Source organism: Paracoccus sp. (in: a-proteobacteria), assembly GCF_035556475.1.
GTDB lineage: Bacteria > Pseudomonadota > Alphaproteobacteria > Rhodobacterales > Rhodobacteraceae > Paracoccus.
In genome coordinates, this window is sequence record NZ_DATMFA010000107.1 from 1 (window position 1) to 21,276 (window position 21,276).

The following is a 21,276-nucleotide window of genomic DNA, read 5'->3' on the forward strand; positions in this document are numbered from 1 at the left end:
CGTCACCCGGCGGAAGCGCTGCCAGGGCGTCGCGCCGTCGATGGCCGCGGCCTCGTTCAGGGATTGCGGGATGGTCTGCAACCCGGCCAGCAGCGAGATCGCGACGAAGGGAATGCCGCGCCAGACGTTCGCCGCCATCACCGAGAGGCGTGCGTTCCAGGGATCGCCCAGGAAGTTGATCGGCTGGCTGATCAGGCCCCATTTCATCAGCACCCAGCTGATGATCGAGAACTGGCTGTCGAAGATCCACCAGAAGGCGAGAGCCGATAGGACCGTCGGCACCACCCAAGGCAGCAGGATGATCGCGCGGAAGAAGTTCTTGAAGGGCAAATGCCGGTTCAAGAGGAGCGCCAGCCACAGGCCCAGCCCGAATTTCAGGATCGAGGCGACGACGGTATAGAAGAGCGTGTTGAAGACCGAGAGCCAGAAGACCGGATCATCCATCAGCCAGGCATAGTTCTCGAGCCCGATCCACTGACCGGCCCGGCCGATGCGGGCATCAGTGAAGCCCAGCCAGACGCCAAGGCCCAAGGGATAGGTCAGGAAGCACAGAAGAAACACCGCCGCAGGCAGCATGAACAGCAGGCCAAGGCCGTTTCGGCTTTCGACAAGGCGGCGCCAGAATGGGGCGCGCGGCTCAGGCAGGTCGGGCATCCCCGGCTCCTTTCCGAAAAGGGGGCGCCCGGAGGCGCCCCGGAAGCTCAGCGATAGTAGCGGGAAATGCGACGCTCGGCATTGGCGATCGCTTCCTCGGTCGAGCGCTGGCCGGTCACGGCCTCGGCGAACATGTCGACGAGGACGTAATCCGCCATCACCCCGGCCGATGCCGGCCCCAGCGGTCCGGCATAGCCGTTCGGACGCAGCGATTCAGACGCCTTGGCATAGGGCGCGTGGATCGGGTTCGAGGTCCAGACCGGGTTGTCGGCAAAGCCTTTCAGGGCCTGGCAGCAATAGGCGCTGGCCCCGGTCAGCCAGGCGTTCATCTGGTCGGGCTGATACATGAATTCCAGATAGGCCTTGGCCGCGTTCGGGAACTTGCAATGCTGGAAGATCGAGATGGTCGAGGTCTGGTGCAGCTCGATCGACTTGCCGACCGGGCCGATGGGCAGGTTCGAGGTGCGGATATCCTCGCCCAGGGCCTTGGTGGCCTCCTCCTTCATCGCGGCGTAATAGAGCGACACGCCATTCGCCGTCAGCGAGATATCCCCGGCCAGGAAGGCGCGGTTGTTGTTGATGTCGAGCCAGCTTTCCGTGCCGGGCACGAAGACGGCGTAGAGTTTCTTGGCATATTCGATCGCCGCCGCGGTCTCGGGGCTGTTGATCGCGACCTCGCCCGCCTCGTTGACAGTCTGGCCGCCATGGCTCCAGAGCAGCCAGTGGACGAAGTTGTTGCCGTCGCCCACGGCCTTGCCGAAGGGGAAGCCGGCCGGCGTGCCCTTTTCCTTGAGCGCAGTGCAAAGCGCGAGGAAACCCTCGGTATCGGTCGGGAAGGTGTCGAAGCCCGCCGCCTTCATATGGCTGTCGCGATAGCAGATGGCGTTGCCGATGGCGCAGAGCGGGGTCGAGATGAACTTGCCGTCCTGCTCGCCATAGCCGCGCAAGCCGTCATACCAGCCGCCGTTCTTCTCGCCCAGCATGGTGCAGAGGTCGGTCACGTCGACCAGCTTGTCGGGATATTGGAAGGGGTCGTCGAACCAGCTCATCACCATGTCGGGGCCAGAGCCGACATTGGCGGCGACGGCAGCTTTCGGGCGCACATCCTCCCAGCTTTCCTGGTCGATCCTGACCTCAACCCCGGTGGCCTCGGTGAAGGCCTTGGTGTTGGCGTTCCAGGCATCCTCCTCGCCCTTGACGAAGGGCACCCAGCGCAGCAGGCGCAGGCTCGCGCCCTCTTCCGGGGTGAACATCGCGCCGCCCGCCTGTGCGAGGGCCGGTCGGATGAAGGGGCTGGTCAACACGGCACCCGCCGCGATGGCGGCGCCGCCCTGCAAGAGCTTTCTGCGGTCTATGGACATTGCTTAACTCCTCCCAAAGTGCAATGCGGCCGGCTTCCGGCCTGTTCTGCCCCGCCCCCGAAGGCGCGGGGTCGTCCTCAGTCCGTCAGGCGCACCCCGCTGTCAGCGTCGAAAAGATGAACGGCGGTGGGGTCGATGGCGACATGGATCACCTCGCCCGGCCGGGCGGTCACGCGGTCGCGGAAAACGCAGGTGACGGCTTCGCCGCCCAGCCTGCCCGCAACATAGGTCTCGGCCCCGGTCGGCTCCGTGACCTCGATCGTCAGGGGAATGTCGCCGCCCAGCGTGATCGCCTCGGGGCGGGCGCCATAGACCAGCTTGCGCCCCTCGGGCGCGCGCGTCACCGGCAGGCGCTGGCCATCGGCGGCGACGAAGGCCCCACCCTCTGCGCGGCCATTGATCATGTTCATTGCCGGGCTGCCGATGAAACCGGCGACGAACAGGTTCGCGGGCCTGTCGTAAAGCTCCAGCGGGGCGCCGATCTGCTCGACCCGGCCGTCATGCATGACGACGATCTTGTCGGCCATGGTCATGGCTTCGATCTGGTCATGGGTCACATAGACCGTCGTGGTCTTGAGGCGGTTGTGCAGGTTCTTGATCTCGGTGCGCATCGAAACCCGCAGCTTGGCATCGAGGTTCGACAGCGGCTCGTCGAACAAAAAGACCTGCGGATCGCGCACGATGGCGCGGCCCATGGCGACACGCTGGCGCTGGCCGCCCGAAAGCTGGCGCGGATAGCGGTCCAGCAGATGCGCGAGCCCGAGGATATTGGCGGCGGGGCGCACCTTCTCCTCGATCTCGGCACGCGAGGTGCCCTTGAGCTTCAGCGAAAAGCCCATGTTCTCGGCCACGGTCAGATGCGGGTAGAGCGCGTAGTTCTGAAACACCATCGCGATGTCGCGATCCTTGGGCGGCAGGTCGTTGACCACCTTCTCGCCGATCAGAATCTCGCCCGAGGTGATATGCTCAAGCCCTGCCAGCATCCGCAGCAGGGTCGACTTGCCGCAGCCGGACGGGCCGACCAGAACCACGAACTCCCCCTCGTCGATGTCTACCGAGACGCCATGCATCACCTCGACCGCGCCATAGGATTTTCTTATCTCGCGGATAGTGACCGAGGCCATGCGATCCCTCCTCCCAAAGGTATCCATTGGCGGGCAGGCTGGCAGGAAGCCGCGGGTCGATCAAGCCTTTTATTGGAACAAATCCGAAAAGACAGGTCGGGCCGTGAGCCCGGCCAATGTATACGTCAATCCGGTCAAAGTGCCTCATGCGGGATCAGCGCGCCCGGATGGCGGATGACGCGGGCGGCGGTCGCGTGGCCGCGCGCGACGGCCCCGGCCATGTCCAGACCGGAGAGCCGGGCGGAAAGATAGCCGCCATTGAAGCTGTCCCCTGCCCCGGTCGTGTCGACGGGCTGGATCCGCTCGCCGCAGGGCAGGTCCAGCCAGTCGCCGTCGGGGGTGTGCCCCAGCATGTCCTCGCCGCCGTTCTTGACCAGGATCTCGGCCACGCCGGCACCCAGATAACGCTCGGCGGTCTGGCGCGGGGTCGCGTCGTCGAAGAACTGCGCCTCCTCGTCAAAGCTGGGCAGGGCGATATCGGCCACTGCCGCGCCCTTGACGATCCAGTCGCGCATCTCCTCGGCCCCCGACCAGAGGCGCAGGCGCATGTTGCTGTCAAAGGCGACCTTGCCGGGCGCGGCTTTCAGCGCCGCAAGCAGGGCCTCGCGCCGGTCGGGGGTCAGGATCGCCAGCGTGATCCCCGAGAAATAGATCAGGTCGGCATCGTGAAAGCTGCGCGCCAGATGGTCCACGTCATCGGCCAGACAGCGCGCGGCGCTGCTGTCGCGCCAATAGGTGAAGCTGCGCTCGCCATCCTTCAGGTCGATCATGTAAAGCCCCGGCGCGCGGGTCGGATGCCGGGTGATGCAGCCGGTGCCGATCCCCGCCCCGGCGATGAAATCCAGAAGCGCGGTCGAGATCGCGTCCTGCCCGATGCAGGTCAGGTAGTCGACCTTTGCGTCCTGCGGCATCAGGGCGCGCAGATACCATGCAGTGTTGAACGTGTCGCCCGCGAACGCCTGACGCCAAAGCCCCTGCCCCGCGCCCGACAGTTCCACCATGCATTCTCCGACCGAAACCACGCGCATGTCTTCCCCCGCTGCTTTGCGCAGGCAAACTAGAGCGGCCGGTGGGAAAGCGAAACCCTTGCCGTGATGGGCAGAAAGAGACGGGCCGGAGGCGATCTGCCCCCGGCCCCACGCATCTCATGGCCCGAATGATCAGGCGTCCGCGTCCCAGCCGCTGATCTGCTTGCTGTCCATGAACTCCTCGAGGCCCCAGACGCCGCCTTCGCGCGCCCGGCCCGAGGCCTTGACGCCGCCGAAGGCCGAACCGCGGCCGCGGCTCTGGCCGTTCGTCTCGACCATGCCGGCGCGCAATTGCCGGGCGAGGCGGTTGCGGCGGTGGCCATCCTGCGTCTGGACATAGTTCGTCAGGCCGTAAATCGTGTCATTCGCGATCCCGACCGCCTCCTCCTCGGTGTCGAAGGGGATGATCGACAGGACCGGGCCGAAGATCTCCTGCCGGGCGATGGTCATGTCGTTCGTCACGTCGGCAAAGACGGTCGGACGGACGTAATAGCCGCGATTGACGCCTTCGGGCAGGCCGGGGCCGCCGGCAACCAGTCGCGCGCCCTCGTCGATGCCTTTCTGGATCAGGTCCTGGATCTTGTCCCATTGCTGCTTGCTGACCACCGGACCGATATGGCGGCCCGACTGGTGGGCGGTCGCGACCTCGGTGCTTTCGGCGATCTTCTTCGCCTGCTCGACGGCGGTTTCATAGAAGGACCGCTCGACCAGCATCCGGGTCGGCGCGTTGCAGGACTGGCCGCTGTTGTAGAACACATGGCGCACGCCGCGCGTCACCGCCTTTTCGTCGGCATCGGCAAAGATCAGGTTCGCGCCCTTGCCGCCCAACTCCAGCGCGACCTTTTTCAGCGAATCCGCCGCCGCCTTGGTGATCGCGATGCCGGCGCGGGTCGAGCCGGTGAAGCTGATCATCTCGACATCGGGATGGACCGAAAGCTGCGTTCCGACGCCCACGCCATCGCCGTTCACCAGATTGAAGACGCCCGGAGGCAGCCCCGCCTCGTCCACGAATTCCGCGAAGAGGATCGAGGACAGCGGCGCGATTTCGGACGGTTTCAGCACGACGGTATTGCCCGCCAGAAGCGCCGGGATCACCTTCAGCGTGACCTGGTTCATCGGCCAGTTCCAGGGCGTGATCAGGCCGACGACGCCGATCGGCTCCCATGCGACCATGCTGCCCGGTGTGTTCGGGCCGAGGGGGCGGATGAACTCGAACTCGCGGAAGGAGTCGATGAACGTCTCGATATGGCCGATGCCGCAGCCCGCCTGATCGTCGATCGCCATGTCATGGGGGGCGCCCATCTCGTCCTCGATCGCCTTGCCCATCTCGGCCTGACGGCGCTTGTAGACGGCGAGGATCTTTTCGACATAGGCCAGCCGCTCGGCCGGAGGGGTGGCCGACCATGCCGGGAACGCGGCCTTGGCGGCGGCGACCGCCGCATCGGTATCGGCCTGCCCGCCCAGCGAGATGATCGCTACCGGCTCCTCGTTCGAGGGGTCGATGACCTCCAGATCATTCGGTACCGCCGGAGCAACCCAGGCGCCATTGATGTAGAATTTCCGCTTGTCTGCCAGCTCGCCCATGAGCGGACCCCCTTTCATTGACTGGCGACAAGGTGACACTCCCGCACCTGCGCTTCAAGACCCGCGGCGGGAGGAGGACTTTCACGACCGGGCAAGTCGTGTTGGACAATGCCTGCCGCTTGAATATGGTGTGGCAGCGGATCAACCAATTAGGAACCATTGCCATGTCCCTGCGCATCAACGACACCGCCCCGGATTTCACCGCCGACTCAACCGATGGCCAGATCAATTTCCACGACTGGATCGGCGACAGCTACGTCATCCTCTTTTCGCATCCCCGCGATTTCACGCCGGTCTGCACGACCGAGTTCGGCGCCGTCGCCCGCCTCGTCCCCGAGTTCGAGAAGCGCAAGACCAAGGTTCTGGGCGTCTCGGTCGATTCGGCCGCCGACCATACCCGCTGGAAAGCGGATATCGAGAAGGTCGCCGGCGTCCCCGCGAACTTCGCCATCATCGACGATAGCGAACTGAACGTCGCCAAGGCCTATGACATGCTGCCGGCCGATTACTACCTTCCGGCCGAGGGCCGCACCCCGGCCCATTCGGCGACGGTGCGGACCGTCTTCATCATCGGCCCGGACAAGAAGGTGCGGCTGACCATGACCTATCCGATGTCGGTCGGTCGCAACTTTGCCGAGATCCTGCGCGCCCTCGACGCCGTGCAAAAGACCGATGGCGTTCCGCTGGCGACCCCGGCGGACTGGATCCCCGGTCAGGACGTGATCGTGGCGCTCGCGCTCGACGACGCGGCGGCCGAGGCGAAATACGGCCAGCTCGACAAGAAGCTGCCCTATCTGCGCTTTGCCAAGGATCCGGCCTGATTCCTGGCCCCGCCGCGCCTTCGGGCGCGGCCCCTCCCCGACTGGACAGTTCGGGGGAAACGCGCGATTCTGTCCGCCGGACAGGCTTCGGACGGACAGATGTATATTCCCCCGCATTTCAAGGAAATCAGCCCGGACGAGATCGCGGGCATCATGCAGGACGCGCCCTTGGCCTGCATCGTGGCCCAGACGGCGGAGGGGCTGATCGCGAACCATGTCCCCTTGCTGGCCGCGCCCGACGGCACGCTGATCGGTCATGTCGCGCTGGCCAATGACATGCACCGCCTGATCCCCGAGGGGCAGGAGGTCATGGCGATCTTCCGGGGCGAGGACGCCTATGTCTCGCCCAACTTCTACCCCTCGAAGCCCGAGCATCACCGCCATGTCCCGACCTGGAATTATCAGGTCGTGCATGTCTATGGCACGCTCGGCTTCCAGCATGACGAGCAGGCCAAGCGCGCCGCGGTCGGCCTGCTGACCCGCATCCATGAACGGCGGCTGAACGGCAAGGATGCCTGGCGCATGGCCGATGCGCCCGCGGATTACATGGAGCAAATGCTGGGGAACATCGTCGCCTTCCGGCTGACGGTCACGCGGACGCTCGCCAAGTCGAAGCTGAGCCAGAACCGCGACGCGCGCGACTATCTTGGCGTCATCGCGGGGCTTGAGGCCACGGGCCAGGCCGGTATGGCCCGGCGCATGTCCGAATTGCGCGGAAAAGACGGCGACACGGCCTAGAGGAAGCCCGCCGCCCGTGCCCGCGCGACGTGATGGCCCAGAAAGGAATCCTCGGGGATTTCCGTCAGGCCCTCGCGCTTCAAGAGCTTGTTGATATTGCTCGCGGTCAGGTGGACGGCGCGGGTCTGCGGCCCGAAACTTTCATCGCTCAGCGCACCCGGTTCGATGAAGCGGCTGCATTCGCGCGTCAGCACCGGGTAAAGCACATCCATCGGCAGGGCGTGCTTCAGCTCGTCATGCTGGCGCAGATAGGCGGTCAGCGCGCGCGGGCCGGTGCTGCCCCAGGGCCAGCGGTCGATCGGCACGCCGCGACCCAGCGTCCTTGCCCAGTATTTCGCGCGGCGAAGGCCGGTGATATGGGGCGCGATGCCGCGCGTCTCGGGCGTCAGCAGCGACAGCGCCGCAAGCACCGGCGAGTCCTTCGGCAGACGCAGCACCGCGCAATTCACCTGCCCCGGTTTTTCATAGCCATAGACGCGCTCACCCTCGAACTCGAAGGGCTTCAGCGCGATCATGTCCAGATCGACCCAGATATGGTCGGTGTTTCGCATCAGGGCAAAGCGGAAGAAATTCGAATGCAGCGAGGGGCTTTTCTCGCGCGCATAGATGGCGATCCGTTCGCCCGGCAACACGTCGCGCGCATCCCGCGCCGTAACCCCCGCAGGCAGGTTCGCAATCGGCGCATAGCTGTAGACGGTCAGCGGATTGCCGACCCGCAGGAAGGATGCGACCGAGGCCAGCTCGATCGGGCCAAGACGCTCTCCGACCCAAAGCGTCGCAAGGGAATTCCGCATCAATTGCCTCGCATGAAAAGACCGGCCCGGATTTTCTGCCGGGCCGGCCATATCAGGGGAAAGAACGCCCGATTACTCGGCCGATTCTTCCTTCTTCTCGGGGACGATCTCCTCGCCCGTCTCCTGGTCGACCATCTTCATGCCAAGGCGGACCTTGCCGCGATCGTCGAAGCCCAGCAGCTTGACCTTGACCTCCTGACCCTCTTTCAGGATCTCGTTCGGATGGGTCAGGCGCTTGTTGGCGATCTGCGACACGTGGACCAGACCGTCGCGCTTGCCGAAGAAGTTCACGAAGGCGCCGAAATCGACCAGCTTCACGACCTTGCCGACATAGACCTTGCCCTCTTCCGGCTCGGCCACGATCGAATAGATCATGTCATAGGCCTTCTTGATCGAATCGGCATTGGCCGAGGCGATCTTGATGACGCCGTCGTCGTTGATGTCGACTTTCGCGCCCGAGGTTTCCACGATCTCGCGGATGACCTTGCCGCCCGAGCCGATCACTTCACGGATCTTGTCGGTCGGGATGGTCATCGTCTCGATGCGCGGCGCATGGGCGCTGAACTCGCGGCGGCCTTCGGTCAGGGCATGGGCCATCTCGCCCAGGATGTGCATCCGGCCGTCCTTGGCTTGCGCCAAAGCCTGCTCCATGATCGCCGGGGTGATGCCCGCGACCTTGATGTCCATTTGCAGCGAGGTGATGCCGTTTTCGGTGCCCGCGACCTTGAAGTCCATGTCGCCGAGGTGATCCTCGTCGCCAAGGATGTCGGTCAGGACCGCATATTTGCCATCTTCCTCAAGGATCAGGCCCATGGCGACGCCGGCGACCGGAGCCTTCAGCGGAACGCCCGCATCCATCATCGACAGCGAGCCGCCGCAGACCGAAGCCATCGAGGACGAGCCGTTCGATTCCGTGATCTCGGACACGACGCGGATGGTATAGGGGAAGTCGGTCGCCGCCGGCAGCACCGCCTGCAGCGCGCGCCATGCCAGCTTGCCGTGGCCGATCTCGCGGCGGCCGGGCGAACCCACGCGGCCAACCTCGCCGACCGAATAGGGCGGGAAGTTGTAATGCAGCAGGAAGTTCGAGCGGAAGTTGCCGTGCAGCGCGTCGATGATCTGCTCATCGTCGCCGGTGCCCAGCGTGGTCACGACCAGCGCCTGCGTCTCGCCGCGGGTGAACAGCGCCGAACCGTGGGTGCGCGGCAGGATGCCGACTTCGCTGTCGATCGCGCGGACGGTCTTGGTGTCACGACCGTCGATGCGGGCGCCGCCATTGATGATGTCACCGCGCAGAATGCCCGATTCCAGCTTCTTCAGCGCCGAGCCGAGGTTGGCATCGGCCAGCTCTTCTTCCGAGAGGCCCGCCTTGATCGCGGCCTTGGTCGCCTCGATCGCGTCATGACGCTCACCCTTGTCGCGCAGCGCATAGGCGGCGCGCATCTGGGTCTCGCCCAGCGATTTCACGCGGGCGTAAAGCGCGGAATAGTCCGGCGACTGGAAGTTGAAGGGCTCTTTCGCGGCGGCTTCGGCCAGGTCGATGATCAGGTCGATCACCGGCTGCATCTGCTCGTGGCCGAATTTCACGGCGCCCAGCATCTCTTCCTCGGTCAGCTCATAGGCTTCCGATTCGACCATCATCACGGCGTCTTTGGTGCCGGCGACGACAAGGTCCAGACGCTGTTCGGGGTTGTTGCGCAGCTGGTCCATGTCCTGAACTTCCGGGTTCAGCACATATTCGCCATTGGCAAAGCCCACGCGCGCGGCGCCGATCGGACCCATGAAGGGCACGCCCGAGATGGTCAGCGCGGCCGAGGCGGCGATCATCGCGACGATGTCGGGATCGTTGACCAGGTCGTGCGACAGCACGGTGCACATCACCAGGACTTCGTTCTTGAAGCCGGGGGCGAAGAGCGGGCGGCAGGGACGGTCGATCAGACGCGCGGTCAGCGTCTCTTTCTCGGTCGGGCGCGCCTCGCGCTTGAAGAAGCCGCCCGGCACCTTGCCGGCGGCATAGTATTTCTCTTGGTAGTGAACCGTCAGCGGGAAGAAGTCCTGCCCCGGTTTCGGCTCTTTCGCGAAAGTGACGTTGGCCATGACGCTGGTTTCGCCAAGCGTGGCGATGACCGAGCCGTCGGCCTGACGGGCAACCTTGCCCGTTTCCAGCGTGAGCGTTTCCTGGCCCCACTGGATCGATTTCTTCACTTCATCAAACATCTGATTTCCTCTGGGAACGGCCGGCCCCTCCGGTCGCGTCCCGTGTCATATGGCGGCCCCATTGCCGCCTGCCCCTATCCTTTGCATGTGCCCCGGGGCTTGGGCGTCACGTCACAGATGCGCGGGGCATACAGCAAAACAAGGGTTTTGGGAAGTGGCTAGGACCGGGCCGGATTGCGCAGGGAGATGGCGCGGACCACCCCGCCTGACCTTCCACGAAAAACGCCCGCGGCTTTCGTCGCGGGCGTAAGGTCAGAAAGTTCCGGCGCGGATCAACGGCGCAGGCCCAGCTTGGCGATCAGATCGGTATAGCGGGCTTCTTCCTTGCGCTTCAGATAGTCCAGCAGCTTGCGGCGCTGCGCGACCAGCTTCAGCAGACCACGACGCGAGTGGTTGTCTTTCTTGTGGGTCTTGAAATGCTCGGTCAGCGTCGCGATGCGCGACGACAGGATGGCAACCTGAACCTCGGGCGAACCGGTGTCGCCTTTCTTGGTCGCAAATTCAGCCATCAGGCGATTCTTTTCCTCGACAGTGATCGACATCGGGGTCTCCTTTCAGAAACAAAGGGTTATGGCTCCGGCCGGGATGTCGTCCAGCGCGGGCCCGTGGAGATATCCGCCGGGGCTGGCCCCGAAGGATGCGGGCATATAGGCGAAATCCCGTGGAAATGAAAGGTATTTCTGCCGGATCACCCCTGCGGAGTGATCTTTGTCAGGATGATGTCGCTGAGGGTCAACCCCTCGGCGCCAAGCACGCGCCCCACCGCCTCGCCATCCAGCCGGATGATCGTCGCGCCATTGCCATCGGGTTCCAGCTTCACCTCTGGCGGCGGGTCGCCCTCATTCCCCGGCCATCGCAATTCGATCCGATCCTCCACCGGGTCGTAATCGCCGATCTCGACCATCCCCACACCGGGTTCGTCGAGAAGGAACAGATCACGCCCCGCGCCACCTTCGGCGAAATCGCCGGACCGGGGGTTGAGCGTGTCCTGCCCCGCTCCGCCATGCAGCCAGGCCCGGCCGGCTCCGTCCCAACCCAGCAGCAGGTCGTTACCCTCGCCCCCATCGAGATCGTCTTCACCCGGACCGGCGACCAATGTGTCATTGCCCGCATTGCCCGAGATCCAGTCGTTTCCCGCCCCGCCCAAGAGCAGGTCATCGCCCTCGCCCCCGAAGATGGTGTCGTCGCCCCCGCCGCCGCGGGCCGTGTCATCGCCGCCCTGCCCGGCCAGCAGGTCGTCGCCTGCCCCGCCCAGCAGCAAGTCGTTGCCTCCGGGACCGAAATCGCCGTCGCCATGGATCCAGTCACTGCCGTCGCCACCGCTGAGCGTGTCGTCGCCCTGCCCGCCCTGCAGGTCGTCATCGCCGCCCTGCCCGGCCAGCAGGTCGTCACCCGCGGCGCCCGTCAGCCCGTCCGGGCCTTCGCCGCCGTCGATCCGCAGGCCCGGCTCATCAGCTTCCGGCGGCGATTCTTCGTCTTCATCGGCGCTGATCGCGTCGATCGCGACGCCCATGAACAAAAGCCCGATCAGGCCACCCAAAAGCAGCATGAGACACCTTCGAGAATCGTGAACCCCTCAGGAAAGCCTAGGCTGGTGCTGGCCGGAACGCATCCGGTTTCGGCCGAAAAGGTTAACGGAGTCCGAAGGTTGCCTCAACCATAGTCGCGGGCGCCAAAGATCGCGCTGCCCACGCGGATATGGGTCGCCCCTTCGGCGATGGCGCTCTCGAAATCGGCGCTCATGCCCATCGAGAGGCCCGTAAGGCCGTTCCGCGCCGCAATCCCGCGCAAGGCGGCGAAGTGCGGAACCGGATCCGCGTCCTCGGGCGGGATGCACATCAGGCCCGTCAAAGGCAGGTCGAGGCGCCGGCATTCCGCGATGAAACCATCCGCCTCGTCCGGCAGGATTCCCGCCTTCTGCGGTTCGGCACCGGTATTCACCTGCACGAAAAGCTGGGGTGCGGCCCCACGCGCCTGGATCTGACGCGCCAGCTTCGACGCCAGCGAGGGACGGTCGAGCGTGTGGATCGCGTCAAACAGATCCAGTGCCAGCTTCAGTTTATTGGTCTGCAGCGGCCCGATCATGTGCAATTCGACATTCGGATAGCGCTCACGCCATTCAGGCCATTTCCCGGCAGCCTCCTGGACATAATTCTCGCCAAAGACGCGCTGGCCGGCGTTCAGCACGGCCTCGACCCGTTCGGGCGGCTGGACCTTGCTGACGGCAATCAGCCGAACCGAGCCTTGCGGCCGGCCGGCGGCGATTTCGGCCGCGGCAATGCGGCTTCTGATCTGTTCCAGTCCCATGATGCGAAATTCCCAAAAGAAAAGAGCGGGCACAAGGCCCGCTCTTCATCCGTTCGTTGTCCCGAAGGATCAGAACTTGAACTTCACACCGAGGTCGGCAACGGTGTCGTCCATGAAGTCGCTGTCGATGATACCGCCAGCCAGGACAGCGCCGCCGCCCAGGTCGTATTCGGCACCGATACCGAACGAGTCGTAGTCGGAGTCGGAGACGCCGTCGACCAGCCCGTTGTATTCGTCACGACGGTAGAAGCCTTCGATCAGGATCGCATCCATCTGGTAGGCCAGAGCGATACCATAGCTTTGATCGTATTCTTCCGTGGCGGTACCGTCGTCGCCGAACGCGGAGTAGCGGTCGCCGTATTTCGAGTAGACGCCTTTGACCGAGAAGTTGTTGAAGGTGCCTTCGGCGCCCAGAACGACTTCGTCTGCGTCGTCATGCTTGGCATAGCCCAGAGCGACCCAGAAGTTGTCGGCTTCGTATTTCGCCGCGATGTTCCAGGCGGTCGAAGCGGTGTCAACGTCGGTTTCGTAACCGATGAACGCACCGTCTTCGTCAAAAACTGCGTCGCCGCGACCGGTGATGGCCGGGCCGCTGGTGTTCACGCCGTCCGAAGCCGAAGCGAAGACCGAGAAGTTCTCGAAGGTGTATTCGTACAGGATGCTCGGACCCTGGTCGAGGTTTTCACCGTCGCCCGTCAGGTACGAGATTTCTTCGATGTCGTTACCGAACGTACCGTCGGTGTAACCGACTTCGTACAGGTCGCCGATCGCGTTTTCCGAAGCCGAAACGACGTCACCCATCGACAGCTTGCCGTAGGTGCCCGAAACCCAGACGGCGCCAGCGGTGCCGCGAGCGGCCGAACGCAGCGAGTCCGGGTAGTCGCTGTAGTTTTCCTGGTCGACGCGGAACGCACCGCCGAACGACAGGCCAGCATCCGATTCGCCGGTCAGGGTGAAGCGAACGCGAGCGCGGCTGGAGAACTGCGCGTCGTTGCCGTCATAGATCACACCCATGCGGCCGTCGCCGGAAACAGCGACTTCGGCCGAGGCGAAGCCCGCCGAAAGCACCAGGGCGCTGGTGGCGAAAAGAACCTTTTTCATGGTTTTCCCTCTTGTCTCTCTCGTGTGCCCCAACCGGCACGCCGGCATGAGGTATGGACCGGTATGTCGCCTGTTCCCCATTTCATTGCAACGGATTCAGGTTCGAACTCTCTGTTTAGCGATGGCTGTGATGCACAAGGGCCACACCAGCTGAAACCGCCCGGAAGCCGCGCCGCCAGAATGGGTCGGAAGGGCGGGGATTATCGGGATTTTCTCTGCAATCGTCGCGACATACGGTATGGAAGGCAGCGCGCAGGGCGGACCCCCGGATCGTGACTTGCGGATGCTCCGAACCGACGCGGGCACGCATGCGCCACACCGGAAGTGGCCCTCTGGACGCAGGCCAGCGGCCTTCCGGGGCTGAAATCCCCTCTCTTGTCGCTAGGGCCGTATTTGCGCTATGGCTCGGCGAAGGACGATCCGGGGGATGACAGATGACCAGACGCGCCGCACGGCTGACCGCCGCCCTGTTTCTTTGCGCAGGGCTTGCCGCCTGTTCGGGCTCCGGCTCCAGCCAGAACACCGGACGGCAGGACGAGGTGGCGCCTGACGATGCCTCGCTCTGGGATCTGTTCGGCAATCGCCGCAGCTCGAACGACACGGTGGCGGTGAACCGCTATCTGTGGAACGCGAGCCTCGAGGTGCTGAACTTCCTGCCGATCCAGACGGTCGATCCCTTTACCGGGGTGATCGTCACGGGCTACGGCACGCCCCCTGGCGGAGGCCGTTCCTATCGCGCGACGATCAAGGTCTCGGACCCGTCGCTTGACGCCCGCGCGCTCAAGGTCTCGCTGCAGGGACCGGGCGGCAGCGCAGTCGCCCCCGACACCGTCCGCGCGGTCGAGGATGCGATCCTGACCCGCGCGCGTCAGATGCGCGTCCGCGACGGCAAGCTCTGACCGGCTGGACCTGCGGGCAAGCAGCATATAATACCCTGCGGGCAATCTGACGCCCGGAGGTTCCCATGCCCTATGATCCCGCAATCAGCGAGCCGCACTGGCAACAGGCGTGGGACGAAGCCGGCACGTTCCTTGCCGTGCGGGACGAGCGGCCCAAATACTACGTCCTCGAGATGTTTCCCTATCCCTCGGGGCGCATCCATATGGGCCATGTTCGCAACTACACGATGGGCGACGTGGTGGCGCGCTTCAAGCGCGCGCAGGGCTTCAGCGTGCTGCATCCGATGGGCTGGGACGCCTTCGGGATGCCGGCCGAAAACGCCGCGATGGAGCAGGGCGGCCACCCCCGCACCTGGACCTATGCCAATATCGCCACCATGCGCGAGCAGCTGAAGCCGCTGGGCCTCTCGATCGACTGGAGCCGCGAATTCGCCACCTGCGACGACGATTATGTCGCCCAGCAACAGGCATTGTTCCTCGATTTCCTCGATTCCGGGCTGATCTATCGCAAGTCGGCGATGGTGAACTGGGATCCGGTCGACATGACCGTCCTTGCGAACGAACAGGTCGAGGACGGGCGCGGCTGGCGCTCGGGCGCGCTGGTCGAGCGGCGCGAGCTGACGCAATGGTTCTTCCGCATCTCGGACTATTCCGAGGAGCTGCTCTCGGCGCTGGACAACCTGAACGGCTGGCCGGAAAAGGTCCGGCTGATGCAGCAGAACTGGATCGGCAAGTCGCGCGGGCTGCAATTCGGCTTCGAGACCGTGGACGCGCCCGAGGGCTTCGACCGGATCGAGGTCTATACGACCCGTCCCGACACGCTGCTGGGCGCAAGCTTCGTCGCGCTGTCGCCGGATCACCCGCTGATCAAGGCGCTGGCCGAAACCCGCCCCGAGATCGCCGATTTCTGCACCGAATGCCGCCGCATCGGCACCACCGAGGAAGCGATCGAGACCGCGCCGAAGCTTGGCTTCGACACCGGCCTGACCGTGCGCCATCCGCTTGATCCAGAATGGAAACTGCCGATCTGGATCGCGAATTTCGTGCTGATGGATTACGGCACCGGCGCGATCTTCGGCTCGCCCGCGCATGACGAGCGCGACCATGAATTCGCGCAGAAATACGGCCTGCCGATCCGCGCCACCTTCGGACCGAAAGGCGCGACGCTGGCCGAGGCGGACGCGCTTGTCGCCGAGGCCCCCTATGTGCCGCTGAAATCCGAGGTCGTGACCTATGTGCGCGGCTTCTCGGGCGCGGTCGAGCAGACCGGAGAGGCGGCGGTCGACGCCGCCATCCAGCACGCCGAGGCCGAAGGCTATGGCGAGGGCGTGACCAAGTTCCGCCTGCGCGACTGGGGCATTTCGCGCCAGCGCTATTGGGGCTGCCCGATTCCCGTCGTCCATTGCCCCGATTGCGGCACGGTCCCCGAGAAAAAGGAAAACCTGCCGATCCTGCTGCCGCAGGACGTGACCTTCGACGTGCCCGGCAACCCGCTTGACCGCCACCCGACCTGGCGCAACGTGGCCTGCCCGGTCTGCGGCAAGCCCGCCCGGCGCGAGACGGACACCATGGACACCTTCGTCGATTCGTCCTGGTATTACGCGCGCTTCACCGCACCTCACGCCTCGACCCCGACGGTGCGCGAGGAAGCCGATTACTGGATGAATGTCGACCAGTATATCGGCGGCATCGAACACGCGATTCTGCACCTGCTCTATTCGCGCTTCTTCGCCCGCGCGATGGTCAAGACCGGCCACCTGCCTGAGAGCGCGAAGGAGCCCTTCGACGCGCTCTTCACGCAGGGCATGGTCACGCATGAAATCTACATGACCCGGGACGAGCGCGGCCGGCCAGTCTATCACCTGCCCGAGGCGGTGACGGACGGAAAGCTGGCCGACGGCACGGCGGTCGAGATCGTGCCCTCGGCGAAGATGTCGAAATCCAAGAAGAACGTCGTCGATCCGGTCAACATCGTCGCCAGCTTCGGCGCCGATACCGCGCGCTGGTTCATGCTCTCGGACAGCCCACCCGAGCGTGACGTGGAATGGACCGCCGCCGGGGCCGAGGCCGCGAACAAGTTCCTGTCCCGCGTCTGGCGCCTTGCCGACGAGATCCCCGCGGAAGGCGACGATCCAGACCTGCTGCGCGCCGCGCATCGCGCCATCGCCGATGTGACCAAGGCGATCGAGGGTTTTGCCTTCAACAAGGCCGTCGCCAAGCTCTACGAACTTGCCAATGCCATCGGCAAGTCGAAGGCAGGCGGCGAGGAGCGGCGCGCGGCGCTGCGCATCCTCGCAAGGCTGCTTGCGCCGATGGTGCCGCATCTTGCCGAAGAACTCTGGTCGAAAGCCGGTGGAGAGGGCATGGTGGTCAATGCCGCCTGGCCCGAGGCGGACCCGGCGCTGCTCGTTTCGGACAGCGTCGTTCTGCCGATCCAGATCAACGGCAAGCGTCGGGCCGAGATCGAGGTGCCGAAGGACATGCCGAAAGAACAGATCGAGGCAATGGTGCTGGCGGATGAAACCGTCCTGCGCTTCATGGACGGCGCAGCGCCGAAAAAGCTGATCGTCGTGCCGGGACGTATCGTCAATGTCGTGGTCTAGGCGCGCCTTCGTCCTCGGCGCGCTGGCGCTCGCTGCCTGCGGCTTCACCCCGGTCTATGGACCGGGCGGGACCGGCGGGCGGCTTTTCGGCAAGGTGCGCACCGCCGATCCGAACTCGCCCGATGATTTCGCCTTTGCCGGGCGCATTGCCGAGCGTCTGGGACCGGAGGCCAGCGCCTCCTATGAGCTGGCATGGCAGATGCGCATCGCCGTCGTGCCGCAGGCGATCACGCCCGAGGAGGTCACGACCCGCTACGCCCTGAACGGCAGCGCCTATTACACGCTGACCGAGCTTGCGACCGGGCGGGCGGTCACGCGCGGGCAGGTCAGCAGCTTCACCTCCTATTCGACCACGGGCACCACGATCGCCACGATGACGGCCGAGCAGGACGCGCATAAGCGTCTGGCCCGGCTTCTGGCCGACATGGTCGTGACGCGTCTGCTGGCAGTCGATCCAGCAACGATTCCATGATCCTGAAGGGCGCCGAGATCGCCCGCTATCTGGCGCGCCCCGATCCGACGCGCCCTGCCTTGCTGATCTATGGTCAGGACGCGATGCGCGTCGCCCTGAAGCGGGCCGAGGCGGTCAAGGCCCTCGTCGGCGAGGGTGCCGAGGAGGAGATGCGCCTGACCCGCCTGCCCGGCAGCGACCTGCGCAAGGATCCGGCCGCGCTGCTCGATGCGGTCAAGGCGGTCGGCTTCTTTCCCGGCCAGCGCCTCGTCCTTGTCGATGACACGCCCGATGCGGCGGCCCCCGCCATCGCGACCGCGATCAAGGAATGGCGCAGCGGCGACGCGGTCATCGTCATTGCCGCGGGCGGGCTCTCCAAATCTTCCGCCTTGCGCAAGCTCTTCGAGCCGCATCCCGCCGCCGTGACCGCGCCGATCTATGACGACCCGCCGGGCGAGGAGGAGATCACCCGCTGGCTGTCCGATGCCGGGCTGCGCGAGGTGCCGCGCGACGCGATGCGGGATCTGGTCGCGCTCAGCCGCGCGCTCGATCCCGGCGATTTCCGCCAGACGGTCGAGAAGATCGGCCTCTACAAATACGACGACCCGAGCCCGCTGACCCCGGCCGAAATCGCCCTGCTTGCCCCCGCCACGATCGAGACCGAGGTGGACGAACTGATCGACTGCGTGGCCGAGGGTCGGGCGGGCGAGTTCGGCCTGCTGATGCGCCGGATCGAGGGGCAGGGCATCCTGCCGGTCACGCTCTGCATCGCCGCCCTGCGCCATTTCCGGGCGCTCCATGCCGGCGCCTCGGATCCGGGCGGGCCGGGGGCGGGACTCGCGCGCCTGCGTCCGCCGGTCTTCGGGCCGCGCCGCGACCGGATGCTGCGGCAGGCACAAGCCTGGGGTATGCGCGCGCTTGAGGATGCGGTCCACCAGTTGATCGACACCGACCTGCAGTTGCGCTCCGCCTCTCGCGCGCCCGCCATGGCGGTGATGGAGCGGATGCTCCTGCGGCTTACCATGATGCCCCGGGGGGGCCGGTGAGTCCGGTCGAACGGATCGACGCATTGGTCATCGGCGCGGGTCCTGCCGGTCTGATGGCGGCGGAAGTCCTGGGCGGGCAGGGCGCCCGCGTGGTCGTGGCCGAGGCGATGCCGACCCCGGCCCGCAAATTCCTGATGGCGGGCAAGTCCGGCCTGAACCTGACCAAGAGCGAATCGCCCGCGGCCTTTTCCCGGCGCGTGACCGGCGAAATCGACCTCGGGTTGCAGTCCTTCGGACCGGCCGAGGTCATGGCATGGGCCGAGGGGCTTGGGATTGCTCTCTTCACCGGATCGACCGGGCGGGTCTTTCCGCTGGGCATGAAGGCCTCGCCGCTGCTGCGCGCATGGCTGTCGCGGCTGGCCGGTCTGGGCGTGGACCTGCGGACGCGCTGGCGCTGGACCGGGTTCGACGGGCAGGGCTGGCGCTTCGACACGCCTGAGGGCGCGGCCGTGCTGCAACCCGAAACCGTCATCCTCGCCCTTGGCGGGGCAAGCTGGCCGCGCCTCGGCTCCGACGCCGCATGGGTGCCGTGGCTCGCCGCGCGCGGGGTCGGGATCGCGCCCTTCCGCCCGGCGAATATGGGTTTCCGCGTCAACTGGTCGCCGGCAATGGCTCGGCATTTCGGGCAGGCGGTCAAGGGCGTCGCCCTGAACGCGGGCAGGCTTTCCAGCCGGGGCGAATGGGTCGTGACGCAGACCGGGATCGAGGGCGGCGGCATCTACGAGGTCGCACAGGTCATCCGCGACGGCTCCGCCGCCACGATCGACCTCGCCCCCGACCTCTCGTCCGAGGAACTTGCCCGCCGCCTTGCGAACGCGCCCGCGAAGCTTTCGGTGGGGAACCGGCTGCGGCGCGTGCTGGGCGATCCGGTCCGAGCGGCGCTGCTGATGGAATGGGGACGGCCCCTGCCCACGGATCCCCTCCAGCTGGCCCGGCGCGCCAAGGCGCTGCCGCTGATCCATTCGGGCGCAATGGGGCTTCAGCGCGCCATATCCTCGGCCGGGGGCATCACCGCGACAAGCCTCGACGGGCTGGAGCTGCGGGCCATGCCGGGCGTCTTTGCCGCGGGCGAGATGCTTGACTGGGAGGCCCCGACCGGCGGCTATCTTCTGACCGCCTGCCTCGCCTCCGGGCGGCTGGCCGGGCAGGCGGCGGCGGAAAAACTGCGCCTGCGCCCCTCGCGGCCATAGGCGGGCCATTGACCTCCCCTGCGGCCGGGCGCAGGAATTGGGACTGCCATACCAAGGATCACGCCATGACCAACGCCACGCGCGCGCAACTCTTCACGCCGGTCCTGATCGGCGGGTCGCTCATCCTGCTGATCAACTTCGCGCTGCGTGCCAGCTTCGGCGTATTCCAGATCCCGATCGCGACCGAATTCGGCTGGCCGCGGGCCGAGTTCAGCCTTGCCATCGCGATCCAGAACCTTGCCTGGGGCATCGGCCAGCCGATCTTTGGCGCGCTGGGGGAACGCTGGGGTGATCGCTGGTCGATCATCATCGGCGCATTCCTCTATTCCGCGGGCCTGATCCTGACCTCCTTCGCCAGCGATCCGGCGACGATGCAACTGCTTGAAATCATGGTCGGTTTCGGCGTCGCCGGCACCGGATTCGGGGTTATCCTCGCCGTGATCGGCCGCGCCTCCAGCGACGAAAACCGCAGCCTCTCGCTTGGCATCGCGACGGCGGCGGGTTCGGCCGGGCAGGTCTTTGGCGCGCCCTTGGCCGAGGGGCTGCTCTCGGTCTATCCGTGGCAGACGGTCTTCGTCATCTTCGGCGTGGTCGTGCTGACCTGCCTGCTTTTCTTGCCGATGCTGGGCGGGCGCAAGCCTGCCTCGCGCCACGAGCTTGAGGAGAGCATGGGCACCGTCCTCAAGCGCGCCTTCACCGATCCTTCCTACCTGATGATCTTCGCGGGCTTCTTCTCCTGCGGCTATCAGCTTGCCTTCATCACCGCGCATTTCCCCGCGATGATTACCGAGATGTGCGGCCCGATCAGTCCGATGGGCACGCTGGCCAGCATCGGGATCACCACGACCTCGGCCCTTGGCGCGGCCGCGATCTCGCTCATCGGGCTTGCGAATATCGCCGGGGCGATCTTCGCCGGCTGGCTCGGCAAGCGCTATACCAAGAAATACCTGCTGGCGGGGATCTATACCCTGCGCACCATCGCGGCGGCCGCCTTCATCCTGCTGCCGATCACACCCACCAGCGTCATCATCTTCTCGCTGGTGATGGGCGCGCTGTGGCTGGCCACCGTGCCGCTGACCTCGGGCCTCGTCGCCTATATCTACGGGCTGCGCTATATGGGCACGCTTTATGGCTTCGTCTTTCTCAGCCACCAGCTCGGCTCGTTCCTGGGGGTCTGGCTGGGCGGCAAGATGTATGACCTTTACGGCGATTACACCCTCGTCTGGTGGGTCGGCGTCGGGGTCGGCGCGTTCAGCGCCCTGATCCACCTGCCGGTGCGCGAGGCCCCCGCGCGTCTGGCGGCCGCCTGACCGTCGCGGGCGGCTTGAACTTGCCGCCCCGCTGACGCAGTTTGCCGG

Annotated in this window: 19 protein-coding genes; 8 read left to right on the forward strand and 11 right to left on the reverse strand. The window is 65.6% G+C overall.

Translation table 11 applies throughout. From position 1 onward, the window contains the following. The 5 genes from VNQ78_RS14620 to VNQ78_RS14640 all read right to left on the reverse strand — a co-directional run. A partial coding sequence (locus VNQ78_RS14620) for a sugar ABC transporter permease (protein WP_325691050.1) occupies positions 1-654 on the reverse strand: 654 nt, incomplete at its 3' end. Between the two features lie 47 nt (positions 655-701). Then, on the reverse strand, positions 702-2,015 hold the full coding sequence (locus VNQ78_RS14625) for an ABC transporter substrate-binding protein (protein WP_325691052.1): 1,314 nt from the start codon (positions 2,013-2,015) through the stop codon (positions 702-704). 77 nt (positions 2,016-2,092) lie between these two features. After that, on the reverse strand, positions 2,093-3,139 hold the full coding sequence (locus VNQ78_RS14630) for a sn-glycerol-3-phosphate ABC transporter ATP-binding protein UgpC (RefSeq protein ID WP_325691054.1): 1,047 nt from the start codon (positions 3,137-3,139) through the stop codon (positions 2,093-2,095). A gap of 134 nt (positions 3,140-3,273) precedes the next feature. Next, positions 3,274-4,167: a sugar kinase gene (locus VNQ78_RS14635; protein ID WP_325691056.1), complete on the reverse strand. Its 894-nt coding sequence runs from the start codon at positions 4,165-4,167 to the stop codon at positions 3,274-3,276. Between the two features lie 132 nt (positions 4,168-4,299). Then, positions 4,300-5,742, reverse strand: a complete 1,443-nt coding sequence (locus tag VNQ78_RS14640) for an aldehyde dehydrogenase family protein (protein WP_325691273.1) — start codon at positions 5,740-5,742, stop codon at positions 4,300-4,302. A gap of 173 nt (positions 5,743-5,915) precedes the next feature. Here VNQ78_RS14640 and VNQ78_RS14645 point away from each other — a divergent pair, with 173 nt between their 5' ends. After that, positions 5,916-6,572, forward strand: a complete 657-nt coding sequence (locus VNQ78_RS14645; RefSeq protein WP_325691058.1) for a peroxiredoxin — start codon at positions 5,916-5,918, stop codon at positions 6,570-6,572. 99 nt (positions 6,573-6,671) lie between these two features. After that, the gene (locus VNQ78_RS14650; RefSeq protein ID WP_325691060.1) at positions 6,672-7,310 is read left to right on the forward strand and encodes an FMN-binding negative transcriptional regulator; all 639 of its coding nucleotides are present in this window, start codon (positions 6,672-6,674) and stop codon (positions 7,308-7,310) included. Here VNQ78_RS14650 and VNQ78_RS14655 read toward each other — a convergent pair. From VNQ78_RS14655 to VNQ78_RS14680, 6 genes are all read right to left on the reverse strand, one after another. Then, positions 7,307-8,104 (reverse strand): hypothetical protein, encoded by a 798-nt coding sequence (locus VNQ78_RS14655; RefSeq protein ID WP_325691062.1) that lies wholly within the window; start codon positions 8,102-8,104, stop codon positions 7,307-7,309. The genes VNQ78_RS14650 and VNQ78_RS14655 overlap by 4 nt on opposite strands. Positions 8,105-8,176: 72 nt before the next feature. Further along, entirely contained in the window at positions 8,177-10,321 is a 2,145-nt protein-coding gene (gene pnp, locus VNQ78_RS14660) for a polyribonucleotide nucleotidyltransferase (RefSeq protein ID WP_325691064.1), read from the reverse strand. A gap of 272 nt (positions 10,322-10,593) precedes the next feature. Further along, complete coding sequence (gene rpsO / locus VNQ78_RS14665) at positions 10,594-10,863, reverse strand: 30S ribosomal protein S15 (RefSeq protein WP_325691066.1); 270 nt, start codon at positions 10,861-10,863, stop codon at positions 10,594-10,596. A 146-nt stretch (positions 10,864-11,009) separates the two neighbouring features. Continuing rightward, positions 11,010-11,870, reverse strand: a complete 861-nt coding sequence (locus tag VNQ78_RS14670; RefSeq protein ID WP_325691068.1) for a calcium-binding protein — start codon at positions 11,868-11,870, stop codon at positions 11,010-11,012. A 104-nt stretch (positions 11,871-11,974) separates the two neighbouring features. Then, positions 11,975-12,628, reverse strand: a complete 654-nt coding sequence (locus VNQ78_RS14675; protein WP_325691070.1) for a YggS family pyridoxal phosphate-dependent enzyme — start codon at positions 12,626-12,628, stop codon at positions 11,975-11,977. Positions 12,629-12,697: 69 nt separating this feature from the next. Then, on the reverse strand, positions 12,698-13,729 hold the full coding sequence (locus VNQ78_RS14680) for a porin (RefSeq protein ID WP_325691072.1): 1,032 nt from the start codon (positions 13,727-13,729) through the stop codon (positions 12,698-12,700). Between the two features lie 434 nt (positions 13,730-14,163). Between VNQ78_RS14680 and VNQ78_RS14685 the strand changes: the two genes are divergently transcribed. The 6 genes from VNQ78_RS14685 to VNQ78_RS14710 all read left to right on the forward strand — a co-directional run bounded on the left by VNQ78_RS14685 (position 14,164) and on the right by VNQ78_RS14710 (position 21,228). Further along, on the forward strand, positions 14,164-14,628 hold the full coding sequence (locus VNQ78_RS14685; RefSeq protein WP_325691074.1) for a DUF3576 domain-containing protein: 465 nt from the start codon (positions 14,164-14,166) through the stop codon (positions 14,626-14,628). 65 nt (positions 14,629-14,693) lie between these two features. Further along, positions 14,694-17,231, forward strand: a complete 2,538-nt coding sequence (leuS, locus tag VNQ78_RS14690) for a leucine--tRNA ligase (RefSeq protein WP_325691076.1) — start codon at positions 14,694-14,696, stop codon at positions 17,229-17,231. Continuing rightward, positions 17,218-17,703: an LPS assembly lipoprotein LptE gene (lptE, locus tag VNQ78_RS14695; RefSeq protein WP_325691078.1), complete on the forward strand. Its 486-nt coding sequence runs from the start codon at positions 17,218-17,220 to the stop codon at positions 17,701-17,703. The genes leuS and lptE overlap by 14 nt, the downstream gene beginning before the upstream one ends. Beyond that, the gene (gene holA, locus VNQ78_RS14700) at positions 17,700-18,728 is read left to right on the forward strand and encodes a DNA polymerase III subunit delta (protein ID WP_325691080.1); all 1,029 of its coding nucleotides are present in this window, start codon (positions 17,700-17,702) and stop codon (positions 18,726-18,728) included. Before lptE ends, holA begins: the two co-directional genes overlap by 4 nt. A gap of 14 nt (positions 18,729-18,742) precedes the next feature. Beyond that, the gene (locus VNQ78_RS14705; protein ID WP_325691274.1) at positions 18,743-19,918 is read left to right on the forward strand and encodes a TIGR03862 family flavoprotein; all 1,176 of its coding nucleotides are present in this window, start codon (positions 18,743-18,745) and stop codon (positions 19,916-19,918) included. Between the two features lie 65 nt (positions 19,919-19,983). Then, positions 19,984-21,228 (forward strand): MFS transporter, encoded by a 1,245-nt coding sequence (locus VNQ78_RS14710; protein ID WP_325691082.1) that lies wholly within the window; start codon positions 19,984-19,986, stop codon positions 21,226-21,228. The last annotated feature ends 48 nt before the right edge of the window (positions 21,229-21,276 follow it).

Bases quoted from the DNA above. Each gene is read 5' to 3' on its own strand.
- VNQ78_RS14625 (WP_325691052.1), bottom strand. From the start codon at position 2,015: ATGTCCATAGACCGCAGAAAGCTCTTGCAGGGCGGCGCCGCCATCGCG.
- VNQ78_RS14630 (WP_325691054.1), bottom strand. From the start codon at position 3,139: ATGGCCTCGGTCACTATCCGCGAGATAAGAAAATCCTATGGCGCGGTC.
- VNQ78_RS14635 (WP_325691056.1), bottom strand. From the start codon at position 4,167: ATGCGCGTGGTTTCGGTCGGAGAATGCATGGTGGAACTGTCGGGCGCG.
- VNQ78_RS14645 (WP_325691058.1), top strand. From the start codon at position 5,916: ATGTCCCTGCGCATCAACGACACCGCCCCGGATTTCACCGCCGACTCA.
- VNQ78_RS14650 (WP_325691060.1), top strand. From the start codon at position 6,672: ATGTATATTCCCCCGCATTTCAAGGAAATCAGCCCGGACGAGATCGCG.
- VNQ78_RS14655 (WP_325691062.1), bottom strand. From the start codon at position 8,104: ATGCGGAATTCCCTTGCGACGCTTTGGGTCGGAGAGCGTCTTGGCCCG.
- pnp (WP_325691064.1), bottom strand. From the start codon at position 10,321: ATGTTTGATGAAGTGAAGAAATCGATCCAGTGGGGCCAGGAAACGCTC.
- rpsO (WP_325691066.1), bottom strand. From the start codon at position 10,863: ATGTCGATCACTGTCGAGGAAAAGAATCGCCTGATGGCTGAATTTGCG.
- VNQ78_RS14670 (WP_325691068.1), bottom strand. From the start codon at position 11,870: ATGCTGCTTTTGGGTGGCCTGATCGGGCTTTTGTTCATGGGCGTCGCG.
- VNQ78_RS14675 (WP_325691070.1), bottom strand. From the start codon at position 12,628: ATGGGACTGGAACAGATCAGAAGCCGCATTGCCGCGGCCGAAATCGCC.
- VNQ78_RS14680 (WP_325691072.1), bottom strand. From the start codon at position 13,729: ATGAAAAAGGTTCTTTTCGCCACCAGCGCCCTGGTGCTTTCGGCGGGC.
- VNQ78_RS14685 (WP_325691074.1), top strand. From the start codon at position 14,164: ATGACCAGACGCGCCGCACGGCTGACCGCCGCCCTGTTTCTTTGCGCA.
- leuS (WP_325691076.1), top strand. From the start codon at position 14,694: ATGCCCTATGATCCCGCAATCAGCGAGCCGCACTGGCAACAGGCGTGG.
- lptE (WP_325691078.1), top strand. From the start codon at position 17,218: ATGTCGTGGTCTAGGCGCGCCTTCGTCCTCGGCGCGCTGGCGCTCGCT.
- holA (WP_325691080.1), top strand. From the start codon at position 17,700: ATGATCCTGAAGGGCGCCGAGATCGCCCGCTATCTGGCGCGCCCCGAT.
- VNQ78_RS14710 (WP_325691082.1), top strand. From the start codon at position 19,984: ATGACCAACGCCACGCGCGCGCAACTCTTCACGCCGGTCCTGATCGGC.